We start from the raw sequence: 15,005 nt of genomic DNA on the forward strand, positions 1-15,005 counted from the left end.
CCCCCTTTCACCGGTACTCCGACAGCCTGCGACCGATGCCCAGCACCGCGCCGGCCGCGCCCAGGACCGCGAGCACGGCGGCGCCCACCGGCAGCCCGGTCATCGCGCCCAGAGCGTCACCGGCCGCCTGCTCGAACTCCGCCGTCTCGTGGTCGAGCGCGCTCTCCAGGTTGGCGTCGACGCTGTCGAAGCACTCGCCGGTCGCGCCCTTCGCGCCGATCACCCTGGCCAGCGCCCCCGCGTAGTTGCCGTTCTCGTCCGCCGCGCGGGCGGCGGCGTGGCGCTTCCTCCACTCCGTCATGTTGCCGACGGCCGCGGTGACCGGCTTCTCGCCGGTGGCGTCGTCGGCGAGCCGCTCCGCCTCGGCGAGGCCCTTGCCGAGGGTGTCCATGTCCGTCGTGAAGTCGTGGTCGTAGGCGTCGACGGTCGCGGTGCCCACCTTCTTGGTCTCGGCGCCGCGGGCCACCAGCGTCAGGTTCTCGTTGCCGCGGGCCTTCAGGGAGGCGATCCGGGCGTCGTGCAGCACGTTCAGCGAGCGGACGCCGTGGTCGTAGGAGTCGTCGAGGCCGGCGCGCGCGACGCTGTGGCCGACGACCAGCCAGAGCAGCACCACCGTGGCGGCGGCGGTGGCGGCGACCAGGCCGTGGTTCAGCACCCGGTTCGTGCGCCGGTAGGTGCGGTGCTGGGCCCAGGCGAGACCGGCGAGCGCGAGGACGCCGAGGCCGATCGCGGCCCAGGGGTAGGGCGTGGCGTCCGCGTAGTCGGCGCTCAGCCGCTGGTTCTCCGTCTTGTAGAGATCCTCGGCCGCCGGGAGCATCTCCTCCTGCATCTTCTCGTTGGCGTACCGCAGGTACGCGCCGCCGACCGGGAAGCCCTGGCGGTTGTACGTCCGGGCCTGCTCGACGAGGCCCTTGTACTCGGGCAGCAGCCGGTTCAGCCGGGCCACGGTCGCCGCGGCCGGGGAGTCGGGGTCCGAGTTGGCGGCGGCCTCGACCAGGCCCTCGGCGGCGTTGTCGATGTCCTGCTCGTAGCGCTCACGCGTGTCCGCCGTCTCCTCGCCGCCGGCGAGGAAGCCGCTGGAGGCGGTGGTGTTGGCGTCGGCCAGCGAGCGGTAGATGTCGGCCGCGGCGGAGCTCAGCGGCTGGCTGTGGTTCAGGACGTCGTCGGCGGCGGCCGTCCGCTCCGTCGTCTGCCAGGCGGTGACGGAGCCGAAGGCGACGACGAGGAGCGCGAGGAGGGCACCGATGACGCGCAGCCGGCCGGGTTCGGTGGTGGCGGTGGCGCGCAGCCGGTCGAGACCCTCGGCGAAGGCGGTGCGCCTGGCCTGCGGCGGCGCGGGGGGAACTGGCCGGCCGGAGCTTCCCGGGGGCGCGGGCCGGGTGTACCGGGCCGGTGCGCCCGGCGGACTCTGCGGGCTCGGCGGGCCCGGCTGCGGTGGCATCGCCGGCACGGTGGGTACGCCTGGTGCCGGTGGTGGCGCCGGGCTGCTCTTCGGCGGGTGTGTCACTGTTTGACCTCCCCCATGGTCATCCTTCGCGGCAAGTATCGCTGCCGGGACCGACATCCGCACCGGCCTTGGCTGGATCTTGATCGGATCGCAGCGCGCGATGCCTCCCGGCGCCTTGACCGCGCCCCCTTCACCACCCCTTGCTGATGAATACGCTGGGGGAATCCGTTCGGTTCCCCGGGTACGCGTGCGAGTGCGGACCCGCGGAGAACGGGGTTTTCGAGGCCTCGCTTCGGGGTTCCGTGCTCTGGAGTTCCGGGCTTTTCGGGCTCCCTGGCTTCTGGTCCCTGGTCCCTGGCCTCCGGTCTCCCGGTCTCCCGGCCTCCGCCGTCGGATGGGCCTCGCCGCACCGGAGAGACGGTTCAGCGCGAGGTGTCGAAGACCTCGTCGCGGGTGGTCGCGAGCGCGCTCTCCAGCGCGCCGCGCAGCACGGGGCCTTCACGGACGGCGCCGAGGACGAGCCGGGGCCGGGTGGCGGCCAGCTCCTCCAGTTCGGCCTGGACGAGGGCGCGCAGCGGCTCCCCGCCACAGGTGAGCGAGGCGCCGCTGAGGACGACGAGTTCGGGGTCGAGGACGGAGACGAGTGACGCCAGACCGGTGGCGAGGTTCGTCGCGTAGGTCTGGAGCAGGCGCCGGTGCGGGGCGTCGTCGACCTCGGCGGCGCGGGTGACGAGGGCGGCGGCGACCTCGGGGTACGGGCCCGAGGGGATGTCCTCGACGCCGAGTTCACGGGCCAGCCGGGGGATCGCCTGGGAACCGGCCAGCTCCTGGTAGCCGCCGCTGTTGGCCCGGGCCACCTGGCGGACCAGGGGAGTGCCCGGCACCGGCAGGAAACCGACCTCGCCGGCACCGCCGGTCCAGCCGCGGTGCAGCCGCCCGCCGAGGACCAGGGCGGCGCCGAGGCCTCCCTCGTTCCACAGCAGCACGAAGTCGCCGTGCCCGCGGGCCGCGCCGAGCCGCTGCTCGGCCACGGCGACCAGGTTGACGTCGTTCTCGTACGCGACCGGCATCGGCAGGGCCGCGGCCAGTTCGCCGAGCAGGGTGGGGGAGTGCCAGCCGGGGAGGTGGGAGGCGTACCGCAGGCGGCCGGTGCCCGGGTCGAAGGCGCCGGGGGTGCCGATGACGAGCCGGCGGACGTCGTCGCGGACCAGCCCCGCCGCCTTGACCGCGCCGTCGAGGGCGTCGGTGACCTGCCGTACGACGGGCTTCGCCGGGCGCCTGCCGGGGGTGGGCAGCTCGTACGAGCCGACCGTGCGGCCGGTGACGTCGGCGACGGCGGCGAGGACGCGCTCCGGGGTGACGTCCAGTCCGGCGGCGTGGGCGGCGGCCGGGTTGACCTCGTACAGCTGGGCGCCCGGACCCGGGCGGCCCTCGGTGGTGCCGGTCGCCAGGACCAGCCCCGAGGCCTCCAGGCGGGCCAGCAGCTGGGAGGCCGTCGGCTTGGAGAGCCCGGTGAGCTTGCCGATCCGGGTGCGGGACAGCGGCCCGTGCTCCAGCAGCAGGTCCAGTGCGGCACGGTCGTTCATGGCGCGCAGGACGCTCGGGGTGCCCGGCGTACCGACGGTTCCTGCCATGGGGTCGACACCTGCCTCTCGGCCGTCCAGCTTCCCAGTGATCCAGCCGCTAAGTCCATCCGTCGATGATTGTCAGGAAGGCTTCCTGTTGGTGGATGGGTCGTAGGGATGGCCGGCCGGGGGCGTCAAGAAAGAGCCCCCGCGGCGACGGAGTCGTCACCTGCGGGGGCGGTGGGCGCGGGAGCGGCGGCGCAGGCCGGCGTCGTCCGGGAAGGTCCCCGTGACCGGCGGGGGGCGCCGCTTCGCCCGCTACTTCGCCGGGCTCTGCGGCGTGAGCGGCGTGGCCGCCTGTGACTGCGGCGATCCGGTGTTGGCGTACGCCGACGGGGGGGCCATGCCCGCGGTCGGGTCCGCGTCGGGGTCCTCGGGCGTCAGGACGGGCGGGCCGCCCACGATCGGGATGTCGGCGGCGTCGAAGGCCCGCTTGATGCGCCAGCGCAGCTCACGTTCGACGGTGAGGGCCTTGCCGGGCATCGTCTTCGCCGTGACGCGGACGACCATCGAGTCCAGCAGCACGCTCTCCAGGCCGAGGACCTCGATGGGCCCCCACAGGAGCTCGTTCCAGGGCTCCTCCCGGCTCATCCTCTCGCCGACCTCGCTCAGGGTCCGCCGTACCTTCTCCAGGTCCTCGTCCGAGCGGACGGTCACGTCCACGCCGGCCGTCGCCCAGCCCTGGGAGAGGTTGCCGATGCGCTTGACCTCGCCGTTGCGGACGTACCAGATCTCGCCGTTGTCACCGCGCAGCTTGGTCACGCGCAGGCCGACCTCGATCACCTCGCCGGAGGCCACGCCCGCGTCGATCATGTCGCCGACGCCGTACTGGTCCTCCAGGATCATGAAGACGCCGGAGAGGAAGTCCGTCACCAGGTTCCGCGCGCCGAAACCGATCGCCACGCCCGCGACACCGGCCGAGGCGAGCAGCGGGGCGAGGTTGATCTGGAAGGTGCCGAGGATCATCAGGGCGGCGGTGCCCAGGATCAGGAAGCTCGCCACCGAGCGCAGCACCGAGCCGATCGCCTGCGAGCGCTGACGGCGGCGCTCCACGTTCACCAGCAGACCGCCGAGCCCGGCGCCGTCCACCGACCCGACCGAGCGGTTCATCCGGTCGATCAGCTTGGTGATCGCCCGCCGCACCACGACTCTCAGCACCGCGGCGATCACCAGCAGCAGCAGGACCCGCAGGCCGATCGCGAGCCACGTGGACCAGTTCTGCTCGATCCAGCTGGCGGCGTTGGTCGCGCTCTCCTGGGCGTCCTCGAGCGATGGCACGGCCGGAGCCGTCGGCGTCTCGGTGGGCGACGGCGACGGCGACGCACCGGCGGCCAGTAGGACGGCGGACAAGGACACGGCAGGAACCTCCAGTGCAGCGGTCCGCCCCTCCGGCAGCGGTCAAGGTCATCCGTCCGTGGTTCAAGGTCACGAAAAGGTCACCGGTGGGGCAGGTTCACCACACTATCGGGGCATCGTGTGTGGATCGTCGCGATGTTCGAGGGAGGGAACGCTCCCACCTGGGGATGAACAGGAGGGATGAACCACTGGTGATCCTGGGGAGGAACCAGATGTGGTCGAAAACACTCCCAGCCCGTTACGGGCACATGGTGGCGCTCGCGCCAGGCATGAGGAGAGACTGACTACGAAATCGTCCCGGCGCGAGCCACGCGCCGCCGGCGTCCAAGGAGGCCATCCGTGCCGCATGTCCTGGTCCTGAACGCGTCGTACGAGCCGCTCGGCGTCGTACCGCTCCGCCGCGCGCTCATCCTCGTCCTGGAGAACAAGGCCGTGTGCCTTGAGGAGTCCGGCGCCTTCATGCACAGCGCGACCGTCACTGTCCCCGCACCCAGCGTGGTCCGGCTCAAGCGATTCGTGCGGGTTCCCTACCGGGGGCCCGTTCCCCTCACCCGGCGGGCGCTGTTCGCCCGTGACGGGGGCCGGTGCATGTACTGCGGTGGCGTCGCAACCAGCGTCGACCACGTCATCCCGCGCAGTCGCGGGGGCAAGCACGTCTGGGACAACGTCGTCGCGTCCTGCCGTCGCTGCAACCACGTCAAGGCCGACCGCCATCTCGTCGAGATCGGCTGGCGGCTGCGTCACAAACCCGCCCCGCCCACCGGCCTGGCCTGGCGCATCATCGGGACCGGCCATAGGGATCCGCGCTGGCTGCCGTACTTGCAGCCGTACGGCGCGGACGACGCCCTGGCCCGGATCGACGGCATCTCTGCCTGACGACGATCCGGGCTTTTGCATACCCGGTGACCTGTCCGGTGGCCTCACGGGCCCCACGCCGTCCGTGGCGCGGGGCCCCTCGCCGTGCGTGCGCCCGGCGGCTCAGCCGCGCGGCCCCTCCGCCCGCGCCCCGCGCACGGCGTACAGGGCGCCACCCGCCACGAACACGGCCAGCGCCGCGGCCCAGGCGCCCGTGCCGCCGCCCGGCTGCACCGGCCACGCCCACACCGTGCTCGCGCGTCCGGGCCGGCCGGCCGACCCCACATAGACCGCGCTGACGTAGGCGAAGGCCGGCAGCCAGCTCAGCCGGGCGCCGAGGAGGGCCGCCGCGGCCGCGGTCAAGCCCGTACTGCCGAGCGTGTTGCGGATCATGGCGGGCGGACCGAACACGGACGTGTGCCCGAGCACCGCCACGGACAGCAGGGCCGCGGTGAGCGCGGTCAGGGCCAGGAGATGGACCAGGCGAAGCCGCCACCAGGGGCGTACCGCCGTACGGTCCAGTTCGTCGGACGCGGTGTGCAGGCTCGCCCCGATCACCGCGGCGCCGGACAGCGGGGCCAGCGCCACGACCGGCACCCGTCGATCCGGATCCACGTAGGCGTCCAGGCCGTCCGCACCCCATACGGCGAGGGCGGCGGTGGCGAGGAGCACGGCCAGCGCGGACGGGACGGTACGCGAGCGGGCGTACAGGAGCGGACCGTCGAGCGCGGTGCCGGAGCGCGCGCGGGCGTAGAGCTGGAAGTGGCCGTTCACAGCGCCGGTACCTCACTCCCGTCGCATGCGTCCGTGGTCCTGAAGTACGCCGACAGCCAGGCGCGGCGTTCCTCCTCGCCCATCGCCTCCAGGCGGGCGCGGGCGGCGATCCGGGCCTTGAGCCGGGCGCGTTCGGCCTCGCCGCCCTCGGCGTCCAGCTCGTCGAAGGACTTCTCCATCGGGCTGGGCGCCAGATAGTGCTCCACAGCGCTGTCGACCGGGCCCCACCGCGGGTCGGGATCGGCACAGTAGCTCCGGCCGTACAGCATCATCCCGGCCGCCCACGCGTACCGCCGCGGATCGGCGAGCTCACCCCGTACGAGGCTCCGGCCGATCGGCGTGAGCATCGGCAACCCGACTTCGTCCCGCGCCGGACGACCCGGCAGGTCCTCGAACCGGACGGGCAGGTTCCGTACGCCCTCCAGGCGGCCGGTGAGGCCGGCCAAGGCGTCCGTGACCTGCGGCAGCACCTTCTCGTAACGGGCGTTCACACAGATCTGCGGGGTGGTGGAGGTGTCGCACACCTGACGGCGGGCGACCGGGCTGGTGTGCCACAGGCCGTCCCCGGTCTGCACCAGCAGCGTGGCCGCGGCGGTCGCGGCGGCCAGCGGCAGCACCGCGGACGCCCGGCGGCGGGCGGCGCAGGCGAGGACCGCGGCGGCCGCGAGACCTCCCGTCCACCCCACCATCGCCACCGGCTGCCACCACACCGGGACCGAGTCGGTCATGCCGTCGAGGACGGGTGAAAGAGGGGCGAAGGAGTTGTTGCCGCTGCCGTACGAGAGCATGCCGATGCCGACGTACGCGCTCACCGCCAGCAGCGGTGCGCTCAGCCGCCAGGGCACCAGCCGGCCCACGACCTGACCCGCCACGGCGGCCGACGCCAGGACGAGCGCGTCCGTGACCGGCGAGATCAGGTACGGACTGTCGCCCGTGGCGCAGTACCAGGTCGCGAGCAGCGCGAGGACGGCCGCGGCCGCGTACCCGGCGACCACGCAGAGCGCCAGCGGCAGCGCCGAGGCCAGCAACCGGACGAGCGAGCCGCGCACGGCCGTGGCGAGCAGTTCCTCGGTACGGCGTCTGCGTTCACGTCCGCCCTGCCAGCAGCCCGCGGCCAGTGCCAGCGGGACACCGAGTATCCCGGCGGCTGTGTGAAGCTGGTCGCGGGTCTCGGCCCAGCCGCCCTGCCAGTGCTCCGAGTTGGCGCCCAGAGCGACCATGAGCGTCAGCAGGACGGCACCCCCCGCCCACGGCCCGAAGCCGCGGACGAGTTCCGCGCGCAGCGGGTGGCGGGGGCGCCGGGGACCCGCGGGACGCGTCGAGGTCTGTCGTCCGTTCTCCGTCACCAGGGTCATCGCGCCGTCCCTCCGAGCGCCGGGGCGGATGCGCCGCTCGCGCGGTGGGCGCGCAGGGCGGCGGTGTAGCCGCGCTCGATCGGGTTGTCGCCCACGCCGTCGGCCGCCTCGCCGAGCCCGCAGAGCGACTCGGGCGTGCCGCGGTAGGCGACCCGGCCCGCCTCGACGAGGGTGACCTCGGTGCAGGCCGCCGTCACGTCCTCCACCAGGTGCGTGGAGACGATGACGGTCGACGAGCCGCCCAGTTCGCGCAGCAGCGCCCGGAACTCCACGCGCTGCTCCGGGTCGAGGCCGGCGGTCGGCTCGTCGAGCAGCAGTACGTCGGGGTCGTTGACGATGGCCTGCGCGATGCCGACGCGGCGGACCATGCCGCCGGACAGCGTCTTCACCTTGGCGTCGATCCGGTCGGCGAGACCGACCCGGGCCACGGCCCGTTCGACGGCGGCCGGGGTCCCGGCGGCGGGCATCTCCTTCAGCCAGGCCACGTAGGCGACGAACTCCCGCACGGTGAAGCCCGGGTAGTAGCCGAACTCCTGCGGCAGATAGCCCAGCCGCCGCCGCACCGAGGCCCGCTCGCGGTGGTCGCGGACGTCGGCCCCGAGCAGCTCCACCGCTCCGCCGGCCGGCGCGGCGACCGTGGCCAGGACCCGGATCAGGGAGGTCTTCCCGGCGCCGTTCGGCCCGAGCAGGCCGTGCACACCGGGGCCGAAGTCGAGGTCCACCGAGTCGAGGGCGACGGTCTCGCGGTGCCGGACGTGCAGCCCGGTCACTCGTATCGTGCTCAACGGTTCTCCAGACGTGGGATGCGGGGCAGGTTGGGCGCGATGGGGGCGGGATCCGTCTCCGGCCGGGGTCAACGCCGCCCCAGGTGGTCGTAGACGGGCCGGCGGGCGGCCAGCAGGACGGCGGACAGGACGGCCGCCGCCGCCCAGGCGCCCTGCGCCGGGGCGCCGTCGAGGCAGTACGCGAGCTGCTCGGCCAGGCGGGCCGTGAGCCGGCCGCCCGGCGCGACGAGCGCCGGCGCGAGTACGGCGCACAGCCAGCCGCCGGCGGTCACGGCCGTCGCCGCCGGCCGGCCGACGTAACCGGCCAGCGCCAGTGACACCAGCGTGAGCGCGAGCCCCGGCAGCAGCCAGGCGGCGGCACCCGGCGCCCCCGAGGACGGCACCAGCAGCCCGGCGAGGGTCAGCAGCGGCAGGCTCACCGCGAGCACGGCGGCCGTCCGCGTCAGCACCAGCCGCAGCCCGGCCGACGGGGTGGCCGCGGTGATCTCGTGCAGCGGATCGGCGTGCACCCCGTAGGACAGCGCGACCCCGGCGACCGGTACGACGGGGGCGACGGCCAGCAGCAGGGGCCGTACGCCGGTGACGTCGGCCCCGTACGCGAGGGCGACCGCGCCGAAGGCCACGAGCAGCACGGCGGGCAGCCAGGCCCCGCGCACGGCGGGCCCGGCGGACCACAGGACATGGGCGAGGCGGGGGCCGGGGGAAGGAAGGGTGAGGGGCCGCGGGAGGCGGGCCCGCCACGGGGTGCCGGCCGGGGTGCGGGGCACGGGAGGAGCGGGAGCGGGCAGTGCCGTCGGGGCCGCCTTGGCCGCCGGAGCCGGTGAGGCTGCCGGAGCGGCCCTCAGGACCGCCTCCCGTACCTCCGCCAGGGCCACCCCCGCCGCCGTTCCGCGGACCGCGTGGGACACGCGGGTCGCGCACCGGACGCAGCTCTCCAGATGCTTCTCCAGGGACCAGGCGTCCGGCTCCGGCAGTGAGCCGTCGCCGTAGCGGGTGACGAGGTCGTCGGACGCGTGCCAGCCGGTCATGCCGGGCCTCCCAGCGGTGACGGGTTCAACTGGGCGAGCGCCGCGCGCAGTTCGGCGCGGGCGCGCATCGCCCGGGACTTGACGGTCCCCTCCGGGATGCCGAGCAGCCGGGCGGTCTCGCGGGTGGTCAGCCCGTCGACGACCGTCGCGCGCAGCACCTCGCGCAGCTCCGGCGAGATCCGGTCGAGGGCGGTGCCCACGTCGCCGTACTCCAGCGCCGCCAGCACCCGGTCCTCCGCGGACGGAGCGGTCGCCGCGGGCGCGTACCCGCGGTCCGCCGGCTCCAGGGGCGCCGCCGCGCGCGCGGCCCGTTCGTGCACCCGGCGGGCGTCCACCAGACGGCGCGCCGCGATCGTCCACAGCCAGCCGCCGGCCTCCTCGCCGCGATGGCCGGCCGCCGACCGCCACACGGTCACGAAGGTGTCCTGGAGGACCTCGCGCACGACCTCCGGGTCGGCGCAGCGCCGGGCCAGCCGCGCGTGCAGCCACCCCGCGTGCCGGTCGTACAGCGCGGCCATCGCCGCCGGGTCCCCGGCCGCGACCGCCCGCAGGAGCGTCGCGTCCGAATCCCCCGCGTCCCCTGCGTCCCGGGCGTCCTTCTCGCGGTGGCCCCCCATGGGGCGAGACAGTCTCACACCCCGTCTATCGGCGACCTCGCAGCGCCCGGTTCACCCGCCGTGCCGCCCACCCGGGCGCAAAGGCCCGGCCACCCTGGTCCCCGGCCGCCGAGACTGGCCTTCGTGCGGGGTTTGCCCCAGTCTGGAAGGACCGCGACGGAACGGAATGTGACGAGAGGCACGTTGTTCCTTCGGGTACGTCTGCCGCCGCGACCACTGGGTAGGGCTGCGGTATCCACTCGTCGTACTCGACAAGGAGGCACCCGTGGCCGCATCGGCGCACCTTCTGCTCTCGGCCCTCTCCAAACCCGGGGCGGACGGGTCCGCCCTGTCCGTGGCGGAGCCGCCCGCCGGGTCCGATCTCCACCTGTGCGTGTTCAGCGCGGAGGGCGCCTTCGGGCAGGCCCCGCTCACCAGCGAACCGCCCCTGCCCGACGCCGAGCCCCTCACCAGCGAGCCGCCGCTCGCCGACGCCGCTCCCCTGACCAGCGAGTCCGATACCCACGCGGAGCCGTAGATGACCGCGCCCCGGCCGGCCGAGCCGCCCTCCCAGGACCTGTCCAGGCTCGCCGAGCTGCACGGCGTGGCCACCTCCTACAGCCCTTCCCCGGACCGCACGGTCGCGGCCTCGGCCACGGCCGTCACCCGCGCCCTGACCGCCCTGGGCGTCACCGTGGACACCCCCGAGGCGGTCCGCGCCGCGCTCACCGCCCGCGAACGGGAGCTGCGTGAACGGCTGCTGCCGCCCACGGTCGTCCGCTGGAGCGGCGGTCCGTGCGCCGCCCTCGACGCCCTCCCGGCCGGCACCCGGCTGCGCGTCACCACCGAGCAGGGCGAGACCCGCGCCGCCGCCGACGACCTCCCGCCCGGACTCCACCGGCTGACCGCCGCCGCCCCCGACGGCCGCACCGCCGAGGCCCACCTGGTCGTCGCCCCGGCCCGGCTGCCCGCGCCCCCCGGACGCTCGTACGGACTGCTCGTCCAGCTCTACTCCCTGCTCTCCCGGCACTCCTGGGGCATGGGCGACCTCGGTGACCTCGCCGAACTGGCCTCCTGGGCGGGCCGCGCGCTCGGCGCCGGATTCGTGCAGGTCAACCCGTTGCACGCGGCCGTGCTCGGCACCCCCACGGACCCCTCCCCCTACCGGCCCTCCTCACGCCGCTTCCCCGACCCCGTCCACCTGCGGGTGGCGGACATCCCCGAGTACGCGCAGGTGGCCGACCGCGCGGGAGAGCGGGCCCTGGCGGAGCGGGCGGAGCGGCTGCGCGCGTCGGTGCTGGAGAAGGGCGCGCTGATCGACCGGGACGCCGTGTGGGAGCTGAAGCGGGAGGCACTGGAGCTGGTGCGGGAGGTACCGCTCGGGCCGGGCCGGCGCGCCGCCTACTGCGACTACCTCGCCGAGCAGGGCGAGGCCCTGGAGGACCACGCCACCTGGTACGCGCTCGCCGAGGTGCACGGCTCCGACTGGCACCGGTGGCCGGCCGGCCTGCGCGACCCGCGTTCGGCCGACACCGCGCGGGCCCGCCGGGAGCTGATGGACCGGGTGGACTTCCACTCCCTGCTCGCCTGGCTCACCGACACCCAGCTCACCGCCGCCCAGCGCGCCGCGCGCGAGGCGGGCATGCCGGTGGGGATCGTCCACGACCTGGCGGTGGGCGTGCACCCCGGTGGCGCAGACGCCTGGGCGCAGCAGGAGCACTTCGCGGCGGGCATGTCGGTCGGCGCCCCGCCGGACGCGTTCAACGCGCGCGGCCAGGACTGGGGCCTGCCGCCCTGGCGCCCGGACCGCCTGGCCGAGTCCGGCTACGCGCCCTTCCGCGCCTTGCTCAGAGCGCTGTTCCGCTACGCCGGCGCCCTGCGCATCGACCACGTCATGGGCCTGTTCCGCCTGTGGTGGGTCCCGCTGGGCGAGGCACCCACGGACGGCACGTACGTCCACTACGACGCCGAGGCCATGCTCGCGGTCCTCGTGCTGGAGGCCTCGCGGGCCGGGGCGGTGGTGATCGGCGAGGACCTGGGCACCGTGGAGCCGGGTGTGCGCGAGGCGCTGCGCGAGCGGGGTGTGCTCGGCACGTCGGTCCTGTGGTTCGAACGGGACTGGGAGGGCGACGGCCGCCCGCTGCCCCCCGACCGTTGGCGGGCCGACTGCCTGGCCACCGCCACCACCCACGACCTGCCGCCCACCGCGTCCCGCCTCACCGGCGACCACGTCGAACTCCGCGACAGACTGGGCCTGTTGACCCGGCCCCTGGAGGAGGAGCGGGCCGAGGCGGCGGCGGACGCCGCGGAGTGGCTGGACCTGCTCGCCCGGCTCGGCCTTCTCCAGGGCAGCGGCGGCGGCACCGACCCGTCCTCGGAGGAGGCGGAGATCCAGGCCGTCCACCGCTTCCTGCTCCGCACCCCGGCCCGCATGCTCGGCGTCTGGCTCCCCGACACCGTCGGCGACCGCCGCCCCCAGAACCTCCCCGGCACGTGGGACCAGTATCCGAACTGGCGCCTGCCGATCGCGGACGCGCAGGGGAAGCCGGTGACCCTGGAGGAGCTCGCGGCGTCACCGAGGCTGCACGCGCTGATGGAGGTGGTCCGGGCCGGTGACGCCGGGTCGCCCGGTCCGGGGTGAGAAGACGCCCGGCCGGGCGTCGCGCCCCTCATACGGCACCCCGGACGCGCGTCCCCGATCCCCGTTGGATACTTTGGCACCGTGGACAAGAAGAACGCCCTGCGCGCCGGCGCCCTGGCCGCCGGTACGACGCTGATGATGCTGCTCATGTCGTCCCCCGCCTCCGCGCTGACCCGCGACGACGGTGACGACCCCGGCACGGGCCTGAGCGTCATCGAGACGCTGGGCCTGTTCGTCGTGGCCCCCATCGTGCTGTTCGCGGTCATCGCGGGCCTGGTGATGGTCCTCGACAAGTCGCACGAGTCACACCGGGTGACCACCCGCAACATCAGGACCAAGCCCCAGGCCGACGCGAAGGCCTGACCCGGGCGGATCCCCGCCCTCACCAGGGCGCCGCCTCCCGCTCCCGTGCCCGCACCCGCCGCACGGGGCGAGACCGGCGCCCTCGGCATGTCACGGCCGCGAGCCGGGCCCTTCCCGCCGTGCGTGACACGAGATGCGTGACACGAGATCAGCGCCCTCTCCCGCGGCTTCGTCCCGCACGCCCGCATGCCCGCACGCCCGCATGCCCGCATGCCCGCACCGGGCAGTGCGACGCCCGCGGCCTCGGCCACGGCGTGCGGGCCATGGGCGTCACGCGGGACCGGCTCCGTCATCCCGCAGCACGAGGCCGGCAGGCCCCGGGCCGGCCCAGGACGCGGACGGCGTCACCGTCGAGGCCGGCCGCCCCGGCGGGGAGACCGGGCCGCCGCGTGCCGTGTCCGTCGTCGGCGCCGACGGGAGGCGCGGTGCCGTGCCGGGTGAGGCGGGCTACCGCTCCGGCGTCTCCGTCGACAGCAGCAGTTCCCGCAGCAGGCCGGCCAGGTGGCCGGCCTGTTCGGCGTCCAGGGCGGACAGGGCCTCCGTCTGGACGGCGAGGCCCGCGCCGACCGCGCGGTCGACCAGGTCGAGTCCCTTGCCGGTCAGCGTGACCCGCAGGCCCCGGCGGTCGTGCGGGTCGGGGGAGCGGCGCAGCAGTCCGGCCCGCTCCAGCTTGTCGAGGCGGCCGGTCATCCCGCCGGTGGTGAGCATGAGCGTGGCCGACAGCTGGCGGGGCGAGAGGGTGTACGGCTCGCCGGAACGGCGCAGGGTGGCCAGGACGTCGAACTCGCCGCGCCCGATGCCGAGAGCCGCGTACGCCTTCTCCATGCGGTCGCCCATCGCGCGCGAGAGCCGGTAGATCCGGCCGAAGACCTCCATGGCGGCGGTGTCGAGGTCGGGCCGCACCTCGGCCCACTGCTCGATGATCGCGTCCACGGGGTCCCTGCGCGGGGCGCGCTGTGCAGTCATGCGTCGAGTATCCGTCGCGGTTCCGGTCACCCGCAAGAAAGTAGCTTGACTGCAAGTTGCTTAGCGCTAAGCTAATTACCGCCAAGCTGCCTTTCGAAGGGTGCCCGCATGAAGCGGCCCGCGATCGTCCTGCTCACCGCCCTCGCCCCCGTCTCCTGGGGCACCACGTACGCCGTCACCACCGAGTTCCTCCCGGCCGACCGTCCCCTGTTCACGGGCCTCCTGCGCGCCCTGCCCGCCGGACTGGTCCTGCTGGCCCTCGCCCGGGTGCTGCCGCGGGGTGCCTGGTGGGGGAAGGCGGCGGTGCTCGGCGCGCTGAACATCGGGGCGTTCTTCCCGCTGCTGTTCCTGTCGGCGTACCGGATGCCGGGCGGGATGGCGGCGGTCGTCGGCTCGGTCGGCCCGCTCTTCGTCGTGGGCCTGTCGGCGCTGCTGCTGGGGCAGCGGCCGACGGTACGGAGTGTGCTGACCGGGATCGTGGCCGCGTCCGGGGTGAGTCTGGTCGTGCTGAAGGCGGCCGGGGCGCTCGACACGGTGGGCGTGCTGGCGGCCCTCGCCTCGACCGCCTCGATGTCCGCCGGCACCGTCCTGACCAAGCGGTGGGGCCGCCCGGACGGAGTGGGCCCGCTCGCCCTCACCGCCTGGCAGCTGACGGCCGGCGGCCTGCTCATCGCCCCCGTCGCCTTTTTGGCCGAGGGCGCGCCGCCCGCGCTGGACGGCAGGGCGGTCGGCGGCTACCTCTACCTGGCGCTCGCGAACACGGCGATCGCCTACTGGCTCTGGTTCCGGGGCATCGGCCGGCTCACCGCCACCCAGGTCACCTTCCTCGGCCCGCTGTCGCCGCTGACCGCGGCGCTGGTCGGCTGGGCGGCGCTCGGCCAGGCGCTGACCCCGGTGCAGCTGACGGGCATGGCACTGGCGTTCGCGGCGACGGTCGCCGGGCAGCTCCGGCCGGGCGCCGCGGCACCCGCGCGCACGGCCGGTTCCACCGGGAGGGATGCCGGGAAGGACGGGGCAGGGAACGCCGTGGATGCCGGGAAGCACGCGGCTGCCGGGAAGGGCGCGGGGAAGGACGTGCCGGACGGGACGGCCGTGGCCGTGGCCGTGCAGCGGTAGTGCCCGGCCTTCCGGCCTTCCGGCCTTCCGGCCTTCCGGCCTTCCGGCCTTCCGGCCTTCCGGCCTTCCGGCCTTCCGGCCTTCCGGCCTTCCGGCCT

Annotated in this window: 14 protein-coding genes; 5 read left to right on the forward strand and 9 right to left on the reverse strand. The window is 74.8% G+C overall.

Going from position 1 to position 15,005, the window contains the following annotated elements; all coding sequences use genetic code 11:
- Nucleotides 1-7: 7 nt before the first annotated feature.
- The 3 genes from ACWD0J_RS18860 to ACWD0J_RS18870 all read right to left on the reverse strand — a co-directional run bounded on the left by ACWD0J_RS18860 (nt 8) and on the right by ACWD0J_RS18870 (nt 4,428).
- Nucleotides 8-1,441 carry a CHASE3 domain-containing protein gene (locus ACWD0J_RS18860; RefSeq protein WP_451496937.1) on the reverse strand — a complete coding sequence of 478 codons (1,434 nt, stop codon included), beginning with the start codon at nt 1,439-1,441 and terminating at the stop codon, nt 8-10.
- Between the two features lie 428 nt (nt 1,442-1,869).
- Complete coding sequence (locus tag ACWD0J_RS18865) at nt 1,870-3,081, reverse strand: ROK family transcriptional regulator (RefSeq protein ID WP_451496938.1); 1,212 nt, start codon at nt 3,079-3,081, stop codon at nt 1,870-1,872.
- A 249-nt stretch (nt 3,082-3,330) separates the two neighbouring features.
- Nucleotides 3,331-4,428, reverse strand: coding sequence for a mechanosensitive ion channel family protein (locus ACWD0J_RS18870; RefSeq protein ID WP_451496939.1), 1,098 nt, complete (start codon nt 4,426-4,428; stop codon nt 3,331-3,333).
- Nucleotides 4,429-4,767: 339 nt separating this feature from the next.
- Between ACWD0J_RS18870 and ACWD0J_RS18875 the strand changes: the two genes are divergently transcribed.
- Nucleotides 4,768-5,304, forward strand: coding sequence for an HNH endonuclease (locus ACWD0J_RS18875; RefSeq protein WP_030670120.1), 537 nt, complete (start codon nt 4,768-4,770; stop codon nt 5,302-5,304).
- A 102-nt stretch (nt 5,305-5,406) separates the two neighbouring features.
- On the opposite strand, the gene ACWD0J_RS18880 is transcribed toward ACWD0J_RS18875, so the two are convergent.
- From ACWD0J_RS18880 to ACWD0J_RS18900, 5 genes are all read right to left on the reverse strand, one after another.
- On the reverse strand, nt 5,407-6,057 hold the full coding sequence (locus tag ACWD0J_RS18880) for a hypothetical protein (RefSeq protein ID WP_451496940.1): 651 nt from the start codon (nt 6,055-6,057) through the stop codon (nt 5,407-5,409).
- Entirely contained in the window at nt 6,054-7,412 is a 1,359-nt protein-coding gene (locus ACWD0J_RS18885) for a hypothetical protein (RefSeq protein ID WP_451496941.1), read from the reverse strand. The genes ACWD0J_RS18880 and ACWD0J_RS18885 overlap by 4 nt, the downstream gene beginning before the upstream one ends.
- Nucleotides 7,409-8,197 carry an ABC transporter ATP-binding protein gene (locus ACWD0J_RS18890; RefSeq protein WP_451496942.1) on the reverse strand — a complete coding sequence of 263 codons (789 nt, stop codon included), beginning with the start codon at nt 8,195-8,197 and terminating at the stop codon, nt 7,409-7,411. Before ACWD0J_RS18890 ends, ACWD0J_RS18885 begins: the two co-directional genes overlap by 4 nt.
- A gap of 68 nt (nt 8,198-8,265) precedes the next feature.
- Nucleotides 8,266-9,225: a zf-HC2 domain-containing protein gene (locus ACWD0J_RS18895; RefSeq protein WP_451496943.1), complete on the reverse strand. Its 960-nt coding sequence runs from the start codon at nt 9,223-9,225 to the stop codon at nt 8,266-8,268.
- A complete protein-coding gene (locus ACWD0J_RS18900; protein WP_451496944.1) occupies nt 9,222-9,842 on the reverse strand; it encodes an RNA polymerase sigma factor in 621 nt (206 codons plus the stop codon). The genes ACWD0J_RS18895 and ACWD0J_RS18900 overlap by 4 nt, the downstream gene beginning before the upstream one ends.
- A gap of 265 nt (nt 9,843-10,107) precedes the next feature.
- On the opposite strand from ACWD0J_RS18900, the gene ACWD0J_RS18905 reads away from it, so the two are divergent.
- The 3 genes from ACWD0J_RS18905 to ACWD0J_RS18915 all read left to right on the forward strand — a co-directional run bounded on the left by ACWD0J_RS18905 (nt 10,108) and on the right by ACWD0J_RS18915 (nt 12,825).
- Nucleotides 10,108-10,359, forward strand: coding sequence for a hypothetical protein (locus ACWD0J_RS18905; RefSeq protein ID WP_451496945.1), 252 nt, complete (start codon nt 10,108-10,110; stop codon nt 10,357-10,359).
- The gene (malQ, locus tag ACWD0J_RS18910) at nt 10,360-12,462 is read left to right on the forward strand and encodes a 4-alpha-glucanotransferase (RefSeq protein WP_451496946.1); all 2,103 of its coding nucleotides are present in this window, start codon (nt 10,360-10,362) and stop codon (nt 12,460-12,462) included.
- A gap of 81 nt (nt 12,463-12,543) precedes the next feature.
- Nucleotides 12,544-12,825 (forward strand): hypothetical protein, encoded by a 282-nt coding sequence (locus tag ACWD0J_RS18915; RefSeq protein WP_451496947.1) that lies wholly within the window; start codon nt 12,544-12,546, stop codon nt 12,823-12,825.
- A 447-nt stretch (nt 12,826-13,272) separates the two neighbouring features.
- Here ACWD0J_RS18915 and ACWD0J_RS18920 read toward each other — a convergent pair whose 3' ends face one another.
- Nucleotides 13,273-13,791 (reverse strand): MarR family winged helix-turn-helix transcriptional regulator, encoded by a 519-nt coding sequence (locus ACWD0J_RS18920; protein ID WP_451496948.1) that lies wholly within the window; start codon nt 13,789-13,791, stop codon nt 13,273-13,275.
- A gap of 108 nt (nt 13,792-13,899) precedes the next feature.
- Here ACWD0J_RS18920 and ACWD0J_RS18925 point away from each other — a divergent pair, with 108 nt between their 5' ends.
- A complete protein-coding gene (locus tag ACWD0J_RS18925) occupies nt 13,900-14,907 on the forward strand; it encodes an EamA family transporter (RefSeq protein WP_451496949.1) in 1,008 nt (335 codons plus the stop codon).
- The last annotated feature ends 98 nt before the right edge of the window (nt 14,908-15,005 follow it).

This window comes from Streptomyces sp. NPDC003011, from assembly GCF_053591515.1.

What these genes read in the sequence shown, in the direction of transcription:
- ACWD0J_RS18860 (WP_451496937.1), bottom strand. Translation starts at nt 1,441, where the DNA reads ATGCCACCGCAGCCGGGCCCGCCGAGCCCGCAGAGTCCGCCGGGCGCA.
- ACWD0J_RS18865 (WP_451496938.1), bottom strand. Translation starts at nt 3,081, where the DNA reads ATGGCAGGAACCGTCGGTACGCCGGGCACCCCGAGCGTCCTGCGCGCC.
- ACWD0J_RS18885 (WP_451496941.1), bottom strand. Translation starts at nt 7,412, where the DNA reads ATGACCCTGGTGACGGAGAACGGACGACAGACCTCGACGCGTCCCGCG.
- ACWD0J_RS18895 (WP_451496943.1), bottom strand. Translation starts at nt 9,225, where the DNA reads ATGACCGGCTGGCACGCGTCCGACGACCTCGTCACCCGCTACGGCGAC.
- ACWD0J_RS18900 (WP_451496944.1), bottom strand. Translation starts at nt 9,842, where the DNA reads ATGGGGGGCCACCGCGAGAAGGACGCCCGGGACGCAGGGGACGCGGGG.
- malQ (WP_451496946.1), top strand. Translation starts at nt 10,360, where the DNA reads ATGACCGCGCCCCGGCCGGCCGAGCCGCCCTCCCAGGACCTGTCCAGG.
- ACWD0J_RS18920 (WP_451496948.1), bottom strand. Translation starts at nt 13,791, where the DNA reads ATGACTGCACAGCGCGCCCCGCGCAGGGACCCCGTGGACGCGATCATC.
- ACWD0J_RS18925 (WP_451496949.1), top strand. Translation starts at nt 13,900, where the DNA reads ATGAAGCGGCCCGCGATCGTCCTGCTCACCGCCCTCGCCCCCGTCTCC.